The sequence below is a fragment of the Lysinibacillus sp. FSL K6-0057 genome, assembly GCF_038630885.1.
GTDB classification, from domain to species: Bacteria; Bacillota; Bacilli; order Bacillales_A; family Planococcaceae; genus Lysinibacillus; species Lysinibacillus fusiformis_F.
This window is the reverse complement of sequence record NZ_CP152047.1, coordinates 530,317-549,149: the sequence shown is the minus strand read 5'-3', so window position 1 is coordinate 549,149 and position 18,833 is coordinate 530,317. Positions and strand designations below refer to the sequence as shown.

25 protein-coding genes are annotated in these 18,833 nt (G+C 38.3%); 10 read left to right on the top strand and 15 right to left on the bottom strand.

Annotated features, from left to right (window positions below; genetic code table 11):
- Positions 1-165 precede the first annotated feature (165 nt).
- Positions 166-684 carry a YwhD family protein gene (locus MHB40_RS02610; protein WP_205446745.1) on the bottom strand — a complete coding sequence of 173 codons (519 nt, stop codon included), beginning with the start codon at positions 682-684 and terminating at the stop codon, positions 166-168.
- Between the two features lie 166 nt (positions 685-850).
- On the opposite strand from MHB40_RS02610, the gene MHB40_RS02605 reads away from it, so the two are divergent.
- Positions 851-1,036 carry a 2-hydroxymuconate tautomerase gene (locus MHB40_RS02605; RefSeq protein WP_004231516.1) on the top strand — a complete coding sequence of 62 codons (186 nt, stop codon included), beginning with the start codon at positions 851-853 and terminating at the stop codon, positions 1,034-1,036.
- Between the two features lie 80 nt (positions 1,037-1,116).
- On the opposite strand, the gene MHB40_RS02600 is transcribed toward MHB40_RS02605, so the two are convergent.
- Both MHB40_RS02600 and MHB40_RS02595 read right to left on the bottom strand, forming a co-directional pair.
- Positions 1,117-2,424, bottom strand: a complete 1,308-nt coding sequence (locus tag MHB40_RS02600) for an HD domain-containing protein (protein ID WP_205446744.1) — start codon at positions 2,422-2,424, stop codon at positions 1,117-1,119.
- Between the two features lie 204 nt (positions 2,425-2,628).
- Positions 2,629-2,853 carry a DUF1450 domain-containing protein gene (locus MHB40_RS02595; protein WP_004227652.1) on the bottom strand — a complete coding sequence of 75 codons (225 nt, stop codon included), beginning with the start codon at positions 2,851-2,853 and terminating at the stop codon, positions 2,629-2,631.
- Positions 2,854-3,089: 236 nt separating this feature from the next.
- Here MHB40_RS02595 and MHB40_RS02590 point away from each other — a divergent pair, with 236 nt between their 5' ends.
- The gene (locus tag MHB40_RS02590; protein WP_205446743.1) at positions 3,090-3,740 is read left to right on the top strand and encodes an RsfA family transcriptional regulator; all 651 of its coding nucleotides are present in this window, start codon (positions 3,090-3,092) and stop codon (positions 3,738-3,740) included.
- A 36-nt stretch (positions 3,741-3,776) separates the two neighbouring features.
- Here MHB40_RS02590 and MHB40_RS02585 read toward each other — a convergent pair whose 3' ends face one another.
- Positions 3,777-4,610: a lipoate--protein ligase family protein gene (locus MHB40_RS02585; RefSeq protein WP_342442400.1), complete on the bottom strand. Its 834-nt coding sequence runs from the start codon at positions 4,608-4,610 to the stop codon at positions 3,777-3,779.
- A 156-nt stretch (positions 4,611-4,766) separates the two neighbouring features.
- Between MHB40_RS02585 and hemQ the strand changes: the two genes are divergently transcribed.
- Positions 4,767-5,516: a hydrogen peroxide-dependent heme synthase gene (hemQ, locus tag MHB40_RS02580; RefSeq protein ID WP_053993171.1), complete on the top strand. Its 750-nt coding sequence runs from the start codon at positions 4,767-4,769 to the stop codon at positions 5,514-5,516.
- A 43-nt stretch (positions 5,517-5,559) separates the two neighbouring features.
- On the opposite strand, the gene MHB40_RS02575 is transcribed toward hemQ, so the two are convergent.
- Both MHB40_RS02575 and MHB40_RS02570 read right to left on the bottom strand, forming a co-directional pair.
- Positions 5,560-5,742 carry a hypothetical protein gene (locus tag MHB40_RS02575; RefSeq protein WP_016993376.1) on the bottom strand — a complete coding sequence of 61 codons (183 nt, stop codon included), beginning with the start codon at positions 5,740-5,742 and terminating at the stop codon, positions 5,560-5,562.
- 271 nt (positions 5,743-6,013) lie between these two features.
- Positions 6,014-6,184 carry a hypothetical protein gene (locus MHB40_RS02570; protein WP_016993377.1) on the bottom strand — a complete coding sequence of 57 codons (171 nt, stop codon included), beginning with the start codon at positions 6,182-6,184 and terminating at the stop codon, positions 6,014-6,016.
- A gap of 246 nt (positions 6,185-6,430) precedes the next feature.
- On the opposite strand from MHB40_RS02570, the gene MHB40_RS02565 reads away from it, so the two are divergent.
- Positions 6,431-6,856, top strand: coding sequence for a cell wall hydrolase (locus MHB40_RS02565; protein WP_004227631.1), 426 nt, complete (start codon positions 6,431-6,433; stop codon positions 6,854-6,856).
- Between the two features lie 22 nt (positions 6,857-6,878).
- Positions 6,879-7,214 carry a spore coat protein GerQ gene (gene gerQ, locus MHB40_RS02560; RefSeq protein ID WP_004227629.1) on the top strand — a complete coding sequence of 112 codons (336 nt, stop codon included), beginning with the start codon at positions 6,879-6,881 and terminating at the stop codon, positions 7,212-7,214.
- A gap of 86 nt (positions 7,215-7,300) precedes the next feature.
- Here the strand turns inward: gerQ and MHB40_RS02555 are convergent, their stop codons facing one another.
- From MHB40_RS02555 to MHB40_RS02535, 5 genes are all read right to left on the bottom strand, one after another.
- A complete protein-coding gene (locus tag MHB40_RS02555) occupies positions 7,301-8,476 on the bottom strand; it encodes a M20 family metallopeptidase (RefSeq protein WP_342442399.1) in 1,176 nt (391 codons plus the stop codon).
- Between the two features lie 163 nt (positions 8,477-8,639).
- Positions 8,640-9,020, bottom strand: coding sequence for a DUF423 domain-containing protein (locus MHB40_RS02550; RefSeq protein WP_205446739.1), 381 nt, complete (start codon positions 9,018-9,020; stop codon positions 8,640-8,642).
- 27 nt (positions 9,021-9,047) lie between these two features.
- On the bottom strand, positions 9,048-9,314 hold the full coding sequence (locus MHB40_RS02545) for a YwdI family protein (protein WP_342442398.1): 267 nt from the start codon (positions 9,312-9,314) through the stop codon (positions 9,048-9,050).
- Positions 9,314-9,490, bottom strand: coding sequence for a uracil-DNA glycosylase (locus MHB40_RS02540; RefSeq protein ID WP_205446737.1), 177 nt, complete (start codon positions 9,488-9,490; stop codon positions 9,314-9,316). Before MHB40_RS02540 ends, MHB40_RS02545 begins: the two co-directional genes overlap by 1 nt.
- Before the next feature lie 75 nt (positions 9,491-9,565).
- A complete protein-coding gene (locus tag MHB40_RS02535; RefSeq protein ID WP_342442397.1) occupies positions 9,566-10,243 on the bottom strand; it encodes a uracil-DNA glycosylase in 678 nt (225 codons plus the stop codon).
- A gap of 175 nt (positions 10,244-10,418) precedes the next feature.
- Between MHB40_RS02535 and thiD the strand changes: the two genes are divergently transcribed.
- Positions 10,419-11,249 (top strand): bifunctional hydroxymethylpyrimidine kinase/phosphomethylpyrimidine kinase, encoded by an 831-nt coding sequence (gene thiD / locus MHB40_RS02530; RefSeq protein WP_205446735.1) that lies wholly within the window; start codon positions 10,419-10,421, stop codon positions 11,247-11,249.
- A 42-nt stretch (positions 11,250-11,291) separates the two neighbouring features.
- Here thiD and MHB40_RS02525 read toward each other — a convergent pair whose 3' ends face one another.
- Positions 11,292-11,840 (bottom strand): acyl-CoA thioesterase, encoded by a 549-nt coding sequence (locus MHB40_RS02525; RefSeq protein WP_205446734.1) that lies wholly within the window; start codon positions 11,838-11,840, stop codon positions 11,292-11,294.
- A 195-nt stretch (positions 11,841-12,035) separates the two neighbouring features.
- On the opposite strand from MHB40_RS02525, the gene MHB40_RS02520 reads away from it, so the two are divergent.
- From MHB40_RS02520 to bshB2, 3 genes are all read left to right on the top strand, one after another.
- Positions 12,036-12,317, top strand: a complete 282-nt coding sequence (locus MHB40_RS02520) for a hypothetical protein (RefSeq protein ID WP_048393429.1) — start codon at positions 12,036-12,038, stop codon at positions 12,315-12,317.
- A 564-nt stretch (positions 12,318-12,881) separates the two neighbouring features.
- A complete protein-coding gene (locus MHB40_RS02515; RefSeq protein ID WP_004225428.1) occupies positions 12,882-13,232 on the top strand; it encodes a YojF family protein in 351 nt (116 codons plus the stop codon).
- A 13-nt stretch (positions 13,233-13,245) separates the two neighbouring features.
- Complete coding sequence (gene bshB2 / locus MHB40_RS02510) at positions 13,246-13,935, top strand: bacillithiol biosynthesis deacetylase BshB2 (protein ID WP_342442396.1); 690 nt, start codon at positions 13,246-13,248, stop codon at positions 13,933-13,935.
- Positions 13,936-14,555: 620 nt separating this feature from the next.
- Here the strand turns inward: bshB2 and MHB40_RS02505 are convergent.
- Entirely contained in the window at positions 14,556-15,299 is a 744-nt protein-coding gene (locus tag MHB40_RS02505) for a TerC family protein (protein WP_205446732.1), read from the bottom strand.
- A gap of 300 nt (positions 15,300-15,599) precedes the next feature.
- On the opposite strand from MHB40_RS02505, the gene ilvA reads away from it, so the two are divergent.
- Complete coding sequence (ilvA, locus tag MHB40_RS02500) at positions 15,600-16,862, top strand: threonine ammonia-lyase IlvA (protein WP_342442395.1); 1,263 nt, start codon at positions 15,600-15,602, stop codon at positions 16,860-16,862.
- 112 nt (positions 16,863-16,974) lie between these two features.
- Here the strand turns inward: ilvA and MHB40_RS02495 are convergent, their stop codons facing one another.
- Together MHB40_RS02495 and MHB40_RS02490 are read right to left on the bottom strand one after the other, a co-directional pair.
- Positions 16,975-17,769, bottom strand: coding sequence for an ABC transporter ATP-binding protein (locus MHB40_RS02495; protein ID WP_036078189.1), 795 nt, complete (start codon positions 17,767-17,769; stop codon positions 16,975-16,977).
- 31 nt (positions 17,770-17,800) lie between these two features.
- Positions 17,801-18,790, bottom strand: a complete 990-nt coding sequence (locus MHB40_RS02490) for an ABC transporter permease (protein WP_342442394.1) — start codon at positions 18,788-18,790, stop codon at positions 17,801-17,803.
- Positions 18,791-18,833: the final 43 nt, after the last annotated feature.

Below are 18,833 nucleotides of genomic sequence, written 5' to 3'. Positions count from 1 at the left end.
TTGGGTTGTTCAAATGCCGCATAGCGCTCATCGCATTCGCGAGACCAAGTGTCCTAGCTTACTAAAATGTAAGCTCTGCATCAAGTGTACTTTGTTTCAAACCCACTTTCAACCTAATATCGAAAGCGATTGCAAAATGTCACAGATTGTTCAATCATTATGAGTCTATTCGACAAATAAGTCTTGACGCAATTGCTCCCCACTACGTCCCCACAAGTCTGGATTAAGTTGCTCAAGGAAAGTAGCTAACACTTTTTTAGACGGTGCATCCATATGCTCCACAATAATATGACGCTTCATGGATTTATCCATTTTATTCACATGGTCAGCTAGAATTTTATAGCCTCGTCTTTTTTCACGGTTAACAACCATTTCACAAGCTGTTACACCCGCATAATAAGGCCCATCTTCTTTATGATCTATCGTCACCCATACGAGCCAATATGGTTTTCCACCCTCTGAATCAGCACGGTCCATTGTAAATTTAATACCACGCTCTACGTCACTCCGTGCATGCATGGCACCAATTTCAACAGAAGCCGTTCCCTCTTCTACATCAACAATAACCGGCGATACATTCTCTAATGAAAGTGAACCGATACCAAACCCTTTATGTCCATCTGTTGGATCATTTTTTATAATCGTAAAACCCATTTTTTGTTTTGGTTTTTCTTCATTTGCCATACTTAAATATCCTCCATTCTGCTATTATAAAGGAAAGCATATCAACGCATATTTTGTCGAAACAATCACTATTTTCGCCATCGCGCATATGCCTCAACGCAAGTAAGAAGTTTATACTTTCTTATAAACTAACTATACAACATTATTCTATAAAGGAGGCAATATTATGCCATACGTAACAGTGAAAATGCTTGAAGGTCGTACAGAGGAACAAAAACGTGCTCTTGTAAAGGAAGTAACAGAGGCCGTATCTCGCACAGTGAATGCACCTGCAGAAAATGTAACAGTTTTTATCGAAGAAATGTCTAAAAACCATTACGGCGTTGCAGGCGTTCGTTTTAGCGACAAATAATAGTAAGATGGGTAGAGCACAACAGAGCGCTCTACCCTTTTTTATAATCACTTCATGAAAATGCTAGTGCCAGCTACAACTTACTTTTCGTCTTTTCTTAACAATGTTAGTATTTGCTGTTTGATGGTTGGATGTGTAGCTTCATCCTCTAAGAAATCTAATGGAAAATAGATTTTATGATCTCGTTTCATACGTCCTGATATGGAATCGACAATAATGGATTCACGTGAAAGTTCCCGCAGCTCACCATTTTTCATTTCTAGAAAAATAGGTACACGGACTTCTTCCTCACCAGGTCTGTAAAAATCATATGGTAGATCTGCCGTTGTATCATGAACAAGATAATAATCAGGGTTCAAGTCTGCCTTTTTGAAAAGCTCTTGGAGTTTTTGATATTTATTGAGCTCCACACCAGGGTCTAAATCAATGTATTGAAATAGCTTGCGATTCACAAAGCGGCGACTTAAATCACTTAGAATAGCATCTTCCTCTTGCATCCATAACTGAAAATATGTAAAAAGTATACTCTCGTCTAACGCAAGATAATCCTCTAATGTAATAGCATTACGGAAGAATGCTAGGAAATGAGTAGGCTCATGCTTAAATGTATAGCCCGCTAAGCTTAATTGTTTTACTCTTTTTAAAATATTATTTAAAATTACCTCTGCGCTTCGTGACACAGGATGGAAATAAATTTGTAAGTACATTTGATAGCGACTCATTATATAGTCTTCCACCGCATGCATGCCTGTTGCTTTGATCACCACTTGATTTTTACGCGGACGCATTACTCTCAAAATCCGTTCCATATCAAAGTGACCGTAGCTAACACCTGTAAAATAAGCATCACGTTGTAAGTAATCCATACGATCCGCATCAATTTGGCTAGAAATTAAACTAATTACTTGCTTATTTGGATATGTCTTTCCAATCACTTGTGATACCTTTTCTGGAAAATCATCTGCCACTTTTTTTAAGATAGCATTTACTTCCGTATCACCCAACAAAATTTGCCTTGTGTAATATTCATGATCAAGCTCAAAAACATTTTCAAAAGCATGAGAAAATGGTCCATGCCCTAAATCATGTAAAAGGGCTGCACATAATACTAATAGTCTTTCACTTTCATCCCAATCTGGACGACCAACAAAGATATCATCTACTATGCGACGTACAATTTCGTAAACCCCAAGAGAATGACTAAAGCGACTGTGTTCCGCTCCATGAAATACTAAAAATGTGGTACCTAGCTGACGAATTCTACGTAAACGCTGAAATTCTCTTGTACCCACTAAATCCCATATCACTTGATCTCGAACATGTACATAACGGTGTACTGGGTCTTTAAATACCTTTTCTTCTTCTAATTTAGCGTTTGCATATGTCATTTGGATAGCACCCCCATTTTGTTATAGTTCTATTATATGCGATAAATCTAGGACTAGCATACTTATTGCCATTTTTCTATAGATATTAACAACCTATTTCCATTACTTTCATCATTATTTTTAAATCTATATTGGTCTAATTTCTCAACATATAAAAATAAGCAAAACAAAAACTATCTCCTCAAGTAGAGATAGCTTTTCATTTTACTTTTTTAATTTTGCTAAAACCTTTTCCATTAGTTCATCTTCTGTTAACGCAGCAACTGGGCGGCTATTTACAAAGGTAAATGTCTTTTTGCGTCCTGGACCACAGTAAGAATGACAGCCAATTTCGATGGTTGCATCAGGATCGATTTCCTTTAATTTTGGAATTAACGTCTTTAAGTTAACGGCCTGACATTCATCGCAAACTTTAAATTCGTTTGCCATTTTGTCAACAACCCTTTCTATATAGTATTTTTTCAAACATAATCTCGCTCTATTGAACACATGACCTTCACATATTTAAGTATGCAGCATGTGCACAAACCTACATCGGGTATTGTATCGCACTTTTCCCCTTCTATTCAAGCATAATTCCTTCTACATAGATGAATAAAAGGTTAAAAGATTGGTCATGCTAATCTTAAATAACAAGTTCCAGATAAAGGTGGGAGGATTTTAATATGAGTAAAATAAGACAAGATGCTTGGTTAAAAGAAAACGATGAATTACTAGCAGAAGCGGTAATCCGTCATGTAACAGAGGGCAGCACACAGCTAAATGCCTTCGAAGAAGCCGGTGATGCATTAAATCGTACTGCGGCAGCCTGTGGTTTTCGTTGGAATGCTGTTGTTCGTAAAGAATACGAGGGACAATTAGCAGAAGCTAAAAAGGAAAGAAAAGAGAGAATGCGAGTGTTGGGAGCCCCAGCAAGACGCCGTACTTCTAGTATGTTTACAGTAAATAATAGTGCTGCTGAAGGAAAGTCAATTCCGCTATCCGCTCTTTCTCTTGATATTGTCATAGCTTATTTACTACGTTTACAGCATTCTGGTGAAGTAGGAAATGAATCTTCAAAATGGCGACAACTAGTACATGTAACATCTGAGAAAAATAAAAAACTAGAGAAAACCATTACAAAATTAGAAGAAGAAAATCGAGCGATCCGCAAAGATTACGAGCAATTTGTTCAAATTATGAATCGCGCTAGACGTCTCGTTACGCTTGATGAAGAGGAAGAGCGAATTGCACCTGTTTTTAAAATGGAGAAAAACGGAAATCTTGTAACAAGTAGTTCTATTTATCAACCAGAAAATGGCGATGCGCTAAATTAGCCGCATCGCTTTTTTCTATTTCATATAATCAACCTTTTACTTCCGTTCAAGCATTTTCGCGTTGCGCTCAAAAACACGCTGTAAATAGAAACCATACAACGTTATTTCTTCATCATAGAAGGATTGTGGACGAACTTCTTGGGCCAAATGATAAAGTAGTTGCTGCAAACGAATAACGACCGCTTCTACTGTTAAATTCGGGTCAACAAGCTCTGATAGCGAAGCCATTACTTCAGGCACGATTTGAGGGTAAGTGAATTTTGTTTCCTCTTGTCGTAAGCTTACGTCATAAAAGTCTCGAATAAGTGCCGCGCGTTGCGAGCCACTTCCTTCAATACATAAATAAATTTGCACTGCCACCCCTTGACGTAAGCGTCTTTGTGAAATGCCAGCAAATTTTTTCCCTTCAATACTTAAATCATAAGAACCTGGGCAATAAGAGCCGACAATTTCATAAGCCTCAATTTTATCAGCTACTTCTGGGAACAACCCCTTCACAAGATCAACCATCACATCATAGCCATCGTTTATACTGAGTGACTCTGTTTGTTCAGACAATACAATAGAAATATTGAGAACTCCTTCATCTAGTACAACTGCTAAGCCACCAGAGTTACGAACGATAGGATGATAGCCTCTCGATTCTAGTAATTCCATACCTTGCTGGACATAGGGCAAACGATGATCTTGAATACCGAGCACAACAGATGCTTCATGAACCCATGTACGAATTGTGGGTGGGGACGTCAATTGACCAACTAATTGGCACAACGTATCATCCGTTGCAAAAGATTCAAGCGGTGATCTTTGCTTCGCACTAATGGATTGATCATAATAACGCCAAATAGGCTGTTGTAAAATATGTTTCATATTGGTACTCCTCTAATTACATCTCTTCTCTTTAGAATACATTATCTTTAGTTGGTGTCAAATTCGTGAATTACTATCATGAACTTAGGGATTTTGCACAAACTATGATAAACTAATTTTTGAATGGTATTCACTTATAAAGGAGTGTTTTCAATAATGAATGAAGCAGCAATTACGTTAGATGGTTGGTACGCTTTACATGATTTCCGCTCAATCGACTGGGCTTCTTGGAAACTTGTTTCTGCAGAGGAACGTCAAGCAGCAGTAGAGGAATTTATTGCATATTTAGAAAAACTGAACGAAGCAGACGTCGCTAAAACAGGTGCTCATGCCTTTTATGCAATCGTTGGTCAAAAAGCTGACTTTATGATTATGACATTGCGTGAAACAATGGATGAGTTACAAGAGCTTGAAGCAGAATTCAATAAATTAGCTATAGCAGATTTTACAATTCCTACATATTCTTATGTATCTGTTGTAGAGCTTTCAAACTATTTAGCTGGCGAATCAAATGAAGATCCTTACCAAAATCCACATGTACGTGCACGTCTATATCCAGAACTTCCACGTGCTAAATATGTATGCTTCTATCCAATGGATAAACGCCGTCAAGGGAACGACAACTGGTACATGCTATCAATGGATGAGCGTAAATCATTAATGCGTTCTCATGGAATGATTGGTCGCGGCTATGCTGGTAAAGTAAAACAAATTATTACTGGCTCTGTAGGCTTCGATGATCACGAATGGGGCGTAACTTTATTTGCTGATGACGTACTACAATTCAAAAAATTAGTATATGAAATGCGCTTTGATGAAGTATCGGCACGCTACGGCGAGTTTGGTGAATTCTTCGTCGGAAACCTACTTGATAACGATAAATTGGTTAAATTCTTAACTGTTTAATAGCTCATTAAAAATGCGAGTCCGCCAATATGGACTCGCATTTTTAAATTTCGTTTTCTTCAGCATTCTCGGATTCAAATATTAAAATAATGATGTGAATAAAAAATCCAGTTAGCATCATAAGAAAAACTAAATACCAATTATATGGTTGATGATAATATTCTGCTATTCCAACTGCCAGAAAAGCGCTGATAATGATTGCTACAAACATACTAAAAATACGCATGAAAACGCTCCTTCATACAAACAAAAATAAAGTCAATTTTAGTATGTCTCGGTATATTTTTAATATACTAGCAAGGCTAAGGTTTCCATAAAAATAATGATGTCTCATTGAAATAGCAGCTAAAACAAGCATTCATCCCCTATTAAAGAGTAGTCTTTTTTCCTGATACTTCGCTTTCCACACGAAAAAATTTACTCACCCAACATAAAAAAGTGCCATCCTTCTGCGATGACACTTTCTTAATCCCAACACTTTTCTTCTACATACTTCATTAAGAGCTCTCGTCCTTTACTTTTAAAATTAAGATAACCGTTTGAATAAAAAAACCGATCACAATAATGACAATAAAGAGATACCAATGGAGCGGCTGTCCATAAAACTCCCCTAATAGAAAAGCTAGTACTGCACTTAATAAAATTCCAAACCAAACCCCAATTTCCATAAACCATCACCTCACATGTATTGGATACACATGCAATTCATTTGATCTCACGTTCCCCTAATTCTATTTTTTTCTATTTACCCGTTTTAATAAAAAAACTATCGGTCTTGCAGGGTTTCGAAGTATTTTCTACGTACTTGTCGCTATTACTACTATATGCATAGTAATTTTAATGTGTGATTGTCTTTCTTAACAAAATTGAACATGTCTACAATACCTTCATGCATATACTGTCTGCGAGGAGGTATGAAAATCGCTGTTATTAAGACGAATGATGCACAGACAGCCCTACTCGCAAGGCTAATGCGTGCCGAAGCAGAAGGTGAAGGAGAGTTAGGCATGCTGATGGTTGGGAATGTTGGCGTTAATCGTGTAAGAGGTGATTGTTTAGATTTTGGTGATATTCGAACGATTGAACAAATGGTTTATCAGCGTCCGGGAGGCTTTGAGGCAACACAAAAGGGTTATTTTTATCAGCGAGCACGTGATCAAGATATTCGGTTAGCTAAAAGGGTTATTCAGGGTGAAAGATTTCATCCAGCTACCCGCTCTTTGTGGTTTTTCATGCCAGCAGGTGATTGTCCTGCACAATGGTATGGCCAATGGAATACTGGCAGATTCAAATCTCATTGTTTTTTCTCGCCAACTGAACAAGATTGTCCTCAAATTTAAAAAGAAAGTAGGTTGATAATTGATGATGCCTTATTATTGGACACCAACAACGCAACAACAAATGACTCCTCCTCCAGTCACACTTCCAAGCGGGCGACCACCTGGCCGTGAAGAGTCCTATATAGAAAATATTTTACGATTGAATCGTGGAAAACCTGCTACCTTCCATTTTTCTTTTGAGCATGCAGTGGAGCAGGGAAAAAACACAAAAACTGTTCGTGGTGTGGTAGAAGCCGCTGGTAGAGACCATGTCATTATTCGTGAACTTAAATCCAATCATCGTTTTCTTTTCCCTATGATTTATTTCGATTTTGCTGAGTATGATGAGGAAATGGCCTACTTTAATCAAAATCCATAATTCAATCTTCTAGTGTAAAAATCCGCAATACACTCACTGACCAAAAAAGTCGATGAGCGTATGCGGATTTTTATCATTCGCTATAATTAATTTTCTATTAGATACGTTAAAGTTGCTTTACCTAAGGTTTTCGCTGCTATGAGCATTGCACGTTCATCAAAATCAAAGCGTGCATGATGATGCGGATAGGCCTTTTCCCATTCTGGCTTTTTCGCCCCTGTGAAGAAAAATGTGCCTGGTACTTTTTCTAAATAATACGCAAAGTCTTCCCCAATCATAAATGGTGGACATGTTATTACTTGCTCTACACCTGGGACAGTCGACGCCAACTGTGCCACAAACGCTGTTTCTTTCTGATGGTTATAAACAGGTGGATAACCTCTTGTGTAACGATATTCGTAACTTGCCCCAAATGCCAGACAAGTCGCATTCAATACCGCTTCTAACTCTTGCTCCATTTGTGTGCGTACTTCTTCTTCAAACGTACGAATTGTTCCCGCCAATACTACTCGATCAGCAATAACATTAAACGGATTAATGGCCTCAAAATGACCAATTGTTAAAACAGCTGATTTCAATGGATCAATACGTCTTGAAACAAGCTGTTGAGCATTGACGACAAATTGTGAGGCAAGGGTAACAGCATCAATGGAATGATGCGGCTCTGCGCCATGTCCACCCTTCCCTTGAACCGTGATTTCTACTTTATCTGCAGCTGCCATAATGGCTCCATCTTTCACTAAAATTTCTCCTAATGGTGTAGGCGCCCATAAATGCGTACCAAAAATTACATCTACGCCATCTAAACAACCACCCTCTATCATCGGCTTAGCTCCACCTGGTGCTACTTCCTCTGCATGCTGATGAATAAATACCACATTGCCAGCAATTTCGTCCTTCATCGCATTCAGTGCCTTAGCTAGTCCAAGTAATGTAGCTGTATGTCCATCATGTCCACAAGCATGCATTTTTCCAGCTATTTTAGATTGATACGGTACATCATTCTCCTCTTGTATCGCTAATGCGTCAAAATCAGCTCGCAATGCTACTGTTTTACCAGACTTTCCACCACGTAATATCGCTACGACACCACGTCCTCCCACTCCTTCACGAACCTCATGGCCCAATTCTCTATGAAAAGCAGCTATATAGGCTGGCGTTTCCACTTCTTCAAAGGATAATTCAGGATATTGATGTAAATGACGACGAATCCCTACCATCTCATCATAGTTTGCATCTATTAATGCAAATAGTTTTTCCATACTACATAACCTCACTTTTGATATTTTCGAAATATTGCAAGTAATATTAGTAGTGTACTATAAATTCTTACAAAATGGATAGGATTTAAATTGCTATCTTTAGAAAATGACTGATAACAAAGAAAAACTCTCCTACAAATCATGTAAGAGAGTCAATTTAAAATTAACGAGCATGTTTGAGAGCAGTTAAAATAATAAGTAGCCATCCAGCTAAAAATAGTACACCACCAATTGGTGTAATAGCTCCCAATACTTTAATACCACTTATTGCTAGCACATATAAGCTACCAGAAAAGAAAACAATGCCAAGATTAAAGAATATTCCTGCTAGATTTAATTGTTTCACTTCACCTAATAATTTAGAGCTCATTAATAGACCAATAACTAGTAATCCAGTAGCGTGAAACATTTGATATTGCACAGCCGTTTCCCAAATACCTTGACTATATTCATCTAAAACTTCCTTTAAAGCATGTGCACCGAATGCACCGAATGCCACTGCTAATAGGCCATGAAGAGCACCTGTCACGATAAATCTTTTCATTTCTCGTTACCCTACCTTTTAAATGAATTAAAAATCAAAAATGGAATCACCATTTGCTCCATCTTCTTCAATCTTTGCTGTATATAAAGTGGATGGTTTTGACTCTGTTACAAGCATCTGCGGTACATGCTTATGGGGAGTGATAGATGCTGTCTCACTTGGAGAATCTAACACCACATCACATAATGCTCTGATGGCTGTAAGCGCCTCACGAATTTGCTGATCATTCCCCGCATTTTTTGCACTAGATAATTGTTTTTCAAGTTGCTGTATAACGGCTTGATAAGAAATCATTACATTCTCCCACTTTCTACTTTTGGTACGAATTTCAAACAATCCACACCCGAGGATTGCTTCACAACAACGGATGGTATTTGCTTTGTTTTAAAGCCATAAGCTACACATGCTCGTGGGGTTTGAGGGTCCCAGGTTACTTTAAAAAATTGACATTTGAAACAATTCACCTTCATCGTCGTCCCTCACTTTCTTCTATATTAAATGTATCATGATTGATCATGTGTATAAAGTAAACGATTTGTGCCAATCTATTCTAAACACCAATCAATTGGCTGCTTGCCCCACTCCACTAATTGTTGATTAATCTTTGAATAAGGTTTACTACCGAAGAATCCTCGATAAGCACTTAATGGACTTGGGTGTGGCGCTTCGAGTATGGCATGAGGCGTTTTATATTTTCGAATTAATTGCTTTTTGCGTTGCGCTGGTTTACCCCACAATACAAAAATTAGTGGCTCTTCTCTTGCAGCTAATAGATCGATAACAGCATCGGTAAATTGCTCCCAACCTTGTTCCTTATGCGAATTTGCTTGTCCTGCTCGAACCGTAAGCACCGTATTTAATAGCATAACACCCTGTTCAGCCCACTTTGTTAGCGTTCCATTTTGGGGAATTGGACAGCCTAAATCATCCTGTAGCTCTTGAAACATATTCCGTAAGCTAGGAGGATGTGGAATACCTGGTTTAACAGAAAAGCTTAACCCATGCGCTTGATTAGGTCCATGATATGGGTCTTGTCCTAAAATAACAACCTTCACATCATGATATGCTGTTGTATAAAATGCGTTCATCACATCATTCATTGGTGGATAAATGGTTTGTGTCGAATATTCATTTGCGACAAATTGACGTAGTTTTTGATAGTACGGTTTTTCCAACTCTTCTTTGAGTACTTCTTGCCAATCATTCGGGAATACTTGTTTCATCGTTCTTTAAGCCCCTTTCTCTTCTTACAACGGTACAAAAAATTAAAGATGAATTCAAGCATCAGTTGAAACTGACCATATAAAAATATAGTATTCTGGCTATTCTTATAGAATCAGAATCGGACTATACTAGAAGGTAATTTTATAACTCTTAACGATAAAGGGGATCTTTTACATGACTCTAAAAAAAACATTAACAATTGCAGGATCAGATACATCAGGCGGCGCAGGGATGCAGGCTGATCTCAAAACATTCCAAGAGCATGGTACATATGGTATGGTGGCATTAACAGTTGTCGTAACAATGGACCCGAATGGCTGGACACACAACGTCACACCTTTGCCAACTGAGTTACTACAAAAACAAATTGACACAGCTCTTTCCACAGGAATTGATGCCATTAAGACAGGGATGCTCTCAACAGAAGAAATTATTCGCATTGCTGGAGAGGCTATCGCAAATTCAGGCACTCCAAATGTTGTCATCGATCCTGTTATGGTATGTAAAGGTGACGATGAAGTATTGAATCCTGGGAACACAGATGCTATGGTTCAGCATCTTTTACCACTAGCAGCGGTAACAACACCAAATCTTTTTGAAGCGGGACAATTAGCTGGCACAGGTACACCAAAAAACATTGATGACATGAAGATCGCAGCTCGTAAAATCCACGAACTAGGGGCTAAAGCTGTTGTCATTAAAGGTGGAAAAGCACTAGCCACTGAAAAAGCAACAGACTTATTCTTTGATGGTGAAACATTCTACTTATTAGAAGCTGAAAAAGTTGCTTCTACTAATAACCACGGTGCAGGCTGTACATTTGCTGCTTCTGTAACAGCCAATCTTGCTAACGGTCTTTCTATTAAAGACTCTGTCATTGAAGCGAAAGAGTTTGTATCCGCAGCCATCGCACACGGCTGGGCGCTAAATGATTATGTAGGTCCTGTCATGCATGGAGCGAAATCCCGTTTTGGTGCTCCTCAAGTAACAGTAACTGAAATATAAGCATGAAGGGATGTCTCAAAGTCATTTGAGACACCCCTCTTTTTACATATAATTTCCCACCATTTCTAGCCGATAATCCCATGGATCATTCATTGATATAAATTGAGCTAATGCTTTACTTTCCTTTTTACGTTCAGCACGTGCCTTCGCTCGCTCTGAAGCTGTTTCATGCAATTTTGTCTCTTCTACTGTTTCAGGAATTACTCGTGGAACCAACGCTGGTTTATTATTTTCATCCAATGCAACAAATGTTAATAATGCAGTCGCTGCCACCTTTCTCTCTCCTGTTTTCAAGTTTTCAGAAATAACTTTGACAAAAACCTCCATAGAAGATCTTCCCGTCCATGTTACATAGGATTCGAAATAAACAGAATCTGTCGGGCGAATGGGATGTAAGAAATCGACAGAATCAGTTGAAGCTGTGACACAGTCTTTCCTGCTATGCTTTGCTGCTGAAATGGAAGCAACTTGATCAATATCGCTCATCAGTCGCCCACCAAATAATGTATTATGATTATTCACATCATTTGGAAACACACGACTTGTACGCATCACTCTTGATTCCTTACAATATTTAAAGTCCTTATTCACATTAATTCCCCCTCTAAGCGTCTGTTTATTCCTACTATAATGCTATATTTAAATGGAAAAATCAATGTAATTATTAGAAAATTACAAACATTAAACAATCCGTTAACGATTAGTATTTATTAGATAAAGATAAAAATAGGACAAGATACGTTAATGCTTCATATCCCATATATTAGCTGTATGGGAGGGGAAAAGATGAAAAAAAACAAAGTAGAGGACTTAACGGAAGAATCAGGTTTACTAGCTGGGGAAATCACCTCTTCAAAAGTTGAAGTAATTGCTTCCATCATATTAACACTTGGTTACTCATTATCCACCCTTGCCACAATATTGGCTCTTCAGGAGGAGGAAGAATTGGCACAAGCCAAAACAACTGAAACGCAAGATCAAAATCTTTATATGAAGCAAATGTTTAAACAATTACAAAATGTTAATAATCGTTTAGATACAATAGAACGAAAGCTTAATCGATACTAACAAATACATAGCCTACACGAATGTTCAATAAAAAAACCGCGACTCTCCGTCATAAAAGAGAGTCGCGATTTTTTATTATACTATGATAATGAGCTTCATTTTTCTTCCCTTATTCACAACTACCATACATAGCCTGTTCAAGGAACGTCATCTATTGTACCAAGATAGAATTCGTTATTTCTAAAATATTACTTCCTTCAACAGGTGGGGCTGTCTACACACACGAATTAGGAAGAAGTCATGGTTGCAATATCTTTTCAGATGTGAAAACGGATACAATACGAAACGACACATTTTGTACATATTTATTTTCACACTCCCTATATTGATACATTACAATAATTTTTTCAAGAATATTGCTTAAGAACTTGTCATAGATTTAGAGATGATGATTCATTTCCCTTGATGCTAGGATCGATTTTCGCAATCTCAAAAAAATCTGAACCCAATGACGCTGAGGTATATAGATACAAATCATCATTTTTTCATAACAAAGCAATCAATTTCCCTTTGCGAATTTTTTTTACTATACTTAAAGGAGAAATGATCGAGAGGAGTGTTAAGATGCAAGAAGTACAAGTAGAGACGTTGCAAAAATTGCTGAATTCTTTCGCCAACAAAGACGTTTATATTCATCTTGAGACGACAAACGGATCTTATGCAGCACACTATGATGAACAGTTTTTTAATGCTGGTGCTTTTATTCGCAATGCTAAAATTAATTATGAGCTTGCTAAGGTTGTAGACAATGCACCTCATCGTGTGGGTTTAAAATTACCTCATGGCTGGGTTTATGCACAAGGCATTACACATTTTGAATTAGATGATTTAGGCCGTTTATTAATGGCTGGACTAGACTACTCTGGAAAATTGGCGATTGCACTTGAAATTAGTGAAACGCCATTTACCTACTAAGGGGGACGACTATTTGAATTTACAACCACAACGTCATATTTTAATTGTGTACCCTCACCCAGATGACGAGGCTTTTTCAGTTGCTGGGACCATCGCCCACTATACAAAGAAAATGAATACACCTGTTACATATGCCTGTTTAACATTAGGCGAAATGGGACGTAATTTAGGTAATCCACCCTTTGCAACGCGCGAGTCCTTACCTGAAATTCGCCGCAAGGAATTGGTTGCAGCAGCAGAGGCAATGGGTATTCAAGATTTACGTATGCTCGGTTTACGAGATAAAACAATTGAATTTGAAGATGATGAGAAAATGGTAAAGTTAGTGGAAGGGTTAATCGAAGAACTAATGCCTTCTTTAATTTTCACATTCTTGCCTGGCTTTGCTGTCCACCCAGACCACGAAGCAACAGCACGTGCTGTAGTTGAAGCTGTACGTCGTATGCCAAAGGCTGCTCGTCCACAAGTATTCGGCTGTGCCTTCGCCAATGATACGATTGAAAAAAATGGCGAACCACATGTTGTTTACGATATTCGTGAAATGCGAATGGACAAATTAAAAGCATTACAAGCTCATGCATCTCAGACTGGTTGGATGATGCAGGAGACGGAAAAACGTATTGATGACGGCGAACCAATGAGCGAGAGCTGGCTAAATATTGAAAAATTCTATATAGTTGACCCAGATAAATATGTAAAATAAAAAAAGTACTGTTCTCGTTTTTAGAGAACAGTACTTTTCATGCTGTTGAAAAAAGATGATGTCAACGGCAGAAAAAGCAACTTTACAAGGCGAGGGGTTGATTTCCGTTCCGCCAGCGTCCTTTCCAGGGGGCGTCCGATGAGCCGCTTCACTCACTTCCGTTCGCTCCAGGGCCTCCTCTGTGACGCTAAATCCCCTAGGAGTGACGCTGGCTCCTCTCCAATCAACCATGCTGCAAAGTGTCTTTACTTTTTTTTCATAGTAGCATAGCGATCAAATCGCCCATTAACTGTATTCTTAGAGGGGATGAGCTCTTATTTTCAATGTGGAGAAGTGATGCGTGACAACACCTCTTCATAAAGAGTAGTGAACACCTTCACTTTATTTGAAAACCTTTGCTAAAAAGTCAGGGGTTGAAGTGGAAGGCTACTTGACTCCCGTGGGATAGCGAGACAGGCAAAACTCTAAACGGAGCGGTAGCGGAGGAAGCGATTCGGCGCTCGCCCACAGGAAAACAAGTAGCCTGCAACGGAAATCCATTTTTACCTTTCAATTGACTGTTTTGTTTTTCAACACTAAGAAAAGTACTGTTCTCATTTTTGGAGAACAGTACTTTTTAATTAGGCAGCTCTTACTTTCTTCATCATGTGCACAATGATTGTGATGGAAAAAGCAATCACTAAGAATAAGAAAAATAAATAATGTGGAATATGAATATTGAAAACACTCACTAACATTTTCAAGCCGATGACACCTATAATAATGAAGGCCGTTGCTTCAAGCTCTGGAATTTTTTCGATGATGATTAAAAAAACACCTGCAATGGTCCTCATCATTAATATCCCTAGCATCCCTCCAATTAAAAGCACCCATACTTGATCTGATACCGCAAAGGCAGCGAAGATGGAGTCAATTGAAAAAGCAATATCCATGAGCTCAACAGAAATGACAGTTGCCCAAAAGGTGCCAAAAAGACGCACCATCCATCCCGACCTCTTTACCTCCTTCACACTATCCTCATTCCCTATTTGGAGGAAATGAGCTACACAGAGCCACCCCAAATATAAAGCACCTAATACTTTAATAAACCAAAATTCTACAAGATAAACACCTATGCCAATAAATAAAAATCTAAAAAAATAGGCACCTAGCATACCGTACATTAATGCCCTTTTTCGTTGTTTATCTGGTAAATGTTTCACTAGTACCGCTAATACCAGTGCATTATCTGCCGACAGCAATCCTTCTATAATAATTAATGAGGATATTAGTCCCCAGGATACAGGGTCCATTAATACTTCTTGCCACATCGCCCAATCGAAAAATTTCCAATATGTAGATAAAATCCCTTGAATGATGTCCACTACTTACCCTCCTACTTGTCCTAAGCTAATCTAGTATATGCTTGGCCATTATTGTTATGAGAGTTGTATTTTTTGGATTTGATTCAACAGAGTTTAAATGATTTTTTCCACTTAAAATGTACTATTTCGAGGTCTGACACATCGCTTTTTTTACAAAAAAATAGGCTATATCAAGATAAAACGCTTACATCTTCAAATAGACACGGAAAATTTAGAATTTACTAAAAATTACTCCCAAAAAGCAAATAAAGTGTGCTATCATAGATAAATGTTTTAAACGTATAACGGAGGATGAATACTATGGAAGTTGCTGATACTAGAACCGTGCAAGTGGAGAATGTCCTGATTGCACATCATTTTTTAAAAGATGTAGTTGTGCACACACCACTACAAAAAAACGATTATTTATCCGAGAAATACGGAGCTAATATTTATATTAAACGCGAAGATTTACAGCATGTACGCTCATTCAAGCTTCGTGGTGCCTATTATAAAATTAAAAAAATCGAGGATGAAGCACGCAATGCTGGGGTTGTCTGTGCAAGTGCAGGCAATCATGCACAAGGTGTAGCTTATGCCTGTGCCCAATTAAAAATTCAAGCAAGCATTTTTATGCCTCAAACAACGCCGAAGCAAAAAATAAATCAAGTGCGTATGTTCGGACGTGAATATGTGGAAATTATTTTGGCAGGAGATACATTCGATGATTCTGCTGAAAGCGCCTTGAGCTATTGTGAAGAGCATAGTAAAATCTTCATTCATCCATTTGATGATCTCGATGTCATTGCCGGTCAAGGAACGGTAGCGGTAGAAATTATGAATGATATGGAGGAGCCAATCGACTACGTATTCGGTAGTATTGGTGGTGGCGGCTTAATGTCAGGCGTGTCTGCCTACATTAAAAACCTCTCTCCTTCTAGCAAAATTATTGGTGTGGAGCCTGCAGGTGCTGGTAGTATGAAGGCTGCCTTTGCTGAAGGTGGCACAGTTGCTCTTGATTGGATTGATAAATTCGTTGATGGTGCTGCTGTAAAATGCGTCGGTCACCACACTTACGATGTTTGTCGTCGCTATTTAGATGATATTGTTCTTGTACCTGAAGGCAAGGTATGTACGACCATTCTAGATTTATATAATAAACATGCGATTATTGCCGAGCCTGCTGGAGCATTATCAGTGGCAGCTCTTGATTTTTATAAAGAAGAAATTAAAGGTAAGTCAGTCGTTGTCATCATCAGTGGTGGTAATAATGACATTGGACGGATGCAGGAGATTAAAGAAAAGTCACTTATTCATGAAGGCTTACTTTACTATTTCATCGTCAGCTTCCCTCAGCGTGCAGGAGCATTACGTCAATTCCTCACTAGTGTACTTGGACCAAACGATGACATTACTACCTTTGAATATACGAAGAAAAACAATAAGGAAAGTGGCCCTGCACTCGTCGGTATTGAGCTAGGTGATCGTGCTGAATACGAAGGACTACTTGCCCGAATGGATGAATTCGGCTTCAAGTACAAAGAAGTAAACAACGACATTCAACTATTTGGTTTACTCGTTTAACATAAAGAGTCTCACTTCTCCGCAAGTGAGGCTTTTTTATGTATTAAAGTTTATCGATCATCTTATTATCCTAAATAAAAAACACTCATACAAGTGTATGAGCGTTTCATCATTAACCTAAAAGAGCACGGTCTGAATTCATTTTTTCCCCACGAATGCGTTCAAATTCAGCCATTAAATCAGGGATTGTTAATTCATGTTTGCGATCTTCACCAACTTCTAAAATGATTTGGCCTTTATCCATCATAATAAGACGATTGCCTAAATCTAATGCTTGCTGCATATTGTGCGTTACCATTAATGTCGTTAAATTATCTTTTTCCACTAAGTACTTCGTAATACGAGTAATTAATTCTGCACGTGATGGATCAAGTGCAGCCGTATGCTCATCCAGCAATAAAATAGATGGCTTTGTGAAGGTAGCCATTAAGAGCGACAAAGCTTGACGTTCCCCACCTGAAAGTAAGCCTACTTTTGCAGAAAGGCGATTCTCAAGATTCAAACCAAGCATCTCTAGTGATTCTTTAAAAAATTCACGACGCTTTTTATCCACACCATTACGTAACCCTCTATGCTTATTGCGAGAGTATGCTAGAGCTAGATTTTCTTCAATTGTCATCGTAGGTGCCGTTCCCGCCATTGGGTCCTGGAAGACACGACCAATGTATTGAGAGCGTTTATATTCAGGCAAACTTGTCACATTATTACCATCAATTAACACTGTCCCGAAATCAGGTGTTAAAGCACCTGAAATCATATTCATCATCGTTGATTTACCTGCACCATTACTACCAATGATTGTCACAAAATCACCAGGCTTTAAGTGTAGGTTAATCTCTGCAAGTGCAATTTTCTCATCTGGTGTTCCCTCATTAAATACCTTATTAATACCATGTAATTTAAGCAAGGCCTTTTCCTCCCTTCTCTACTGTTTTTACTTACGAAAGTCCCGCAGCACGCTTGGCTTTACGTTTACGTTCCTTACTCTTATTGATAATTTGCGGTAAAATCAGCGCCAAAATAACGATGATAGCCGTAATTAATTTCATGTCTCCTGAATCAAGGAAATCTACACGTAATGCTAATGCTAATATAATACGATAAATGATGGCTCCTGCAATGACTGCAAAAGTTGTACGAATAATGGTTTTAGTCCCAAAAATAGCCTCACCAATAATAACGGATGCAAGACCGATCACAATCATACCAATCCCCATACTTACATCTGAAAACTTCGAGTATTGTGCGATTAAAGCTCCAGAAAATGCGACAAGTGCATTGGAAAGTCCTAGCCCCAAAATGATAAGTGTATCTGTATTTGCTGAGAAGCTGCGAATCATTCGTTTATTATCACCAGTTGCTCGGATAGCTAGCCCGACCTCTGTCTTTAAGAACCAGTCTGCTATTAACTTAATTAAAATCGTGATGATTAATACGACAATCAGCACACTCCATGTACCTGGTACATGCTGAAAGCCCATGCCTTTTAATAGGTTATTAAGAGCAGCATCGATCCCTAAATTGCTCCAAAAAGCTTGAAACTTTGAAAAGATTGTTTCAGAGTTTAATAGTGGAATATTCGGGCGACCTATCGTATTTTCTGCAGTTAACCCCATGATGCGTAGATTAATCGAGTATAAAGCAATCATCATTAAAATCCCTGATAATAGTGGATTAATCTTTCCTTTCGTGTGAAGAATTCCTGTCATACATCCAGCAATAAATCCAGCAACAATTGCCACTAAAGTCGCTAAGATTGGGTGGTAGCCAAGCAAAACCATTGTTGCTGCCGTTGCCGCCCCTGTTACAAAGCTTCCATCAACCGTTAAATCCGGAAAATCTAACACCCGAAATGTTAAATATACACCAAGTGCCATAATTGCATAGATGATTCCTTGCTCCACTGCGCCAAATAATGCTAAAAACATCGTTGAATCATCTCCTAAATCTCTTAATTATTTATATCGCTTG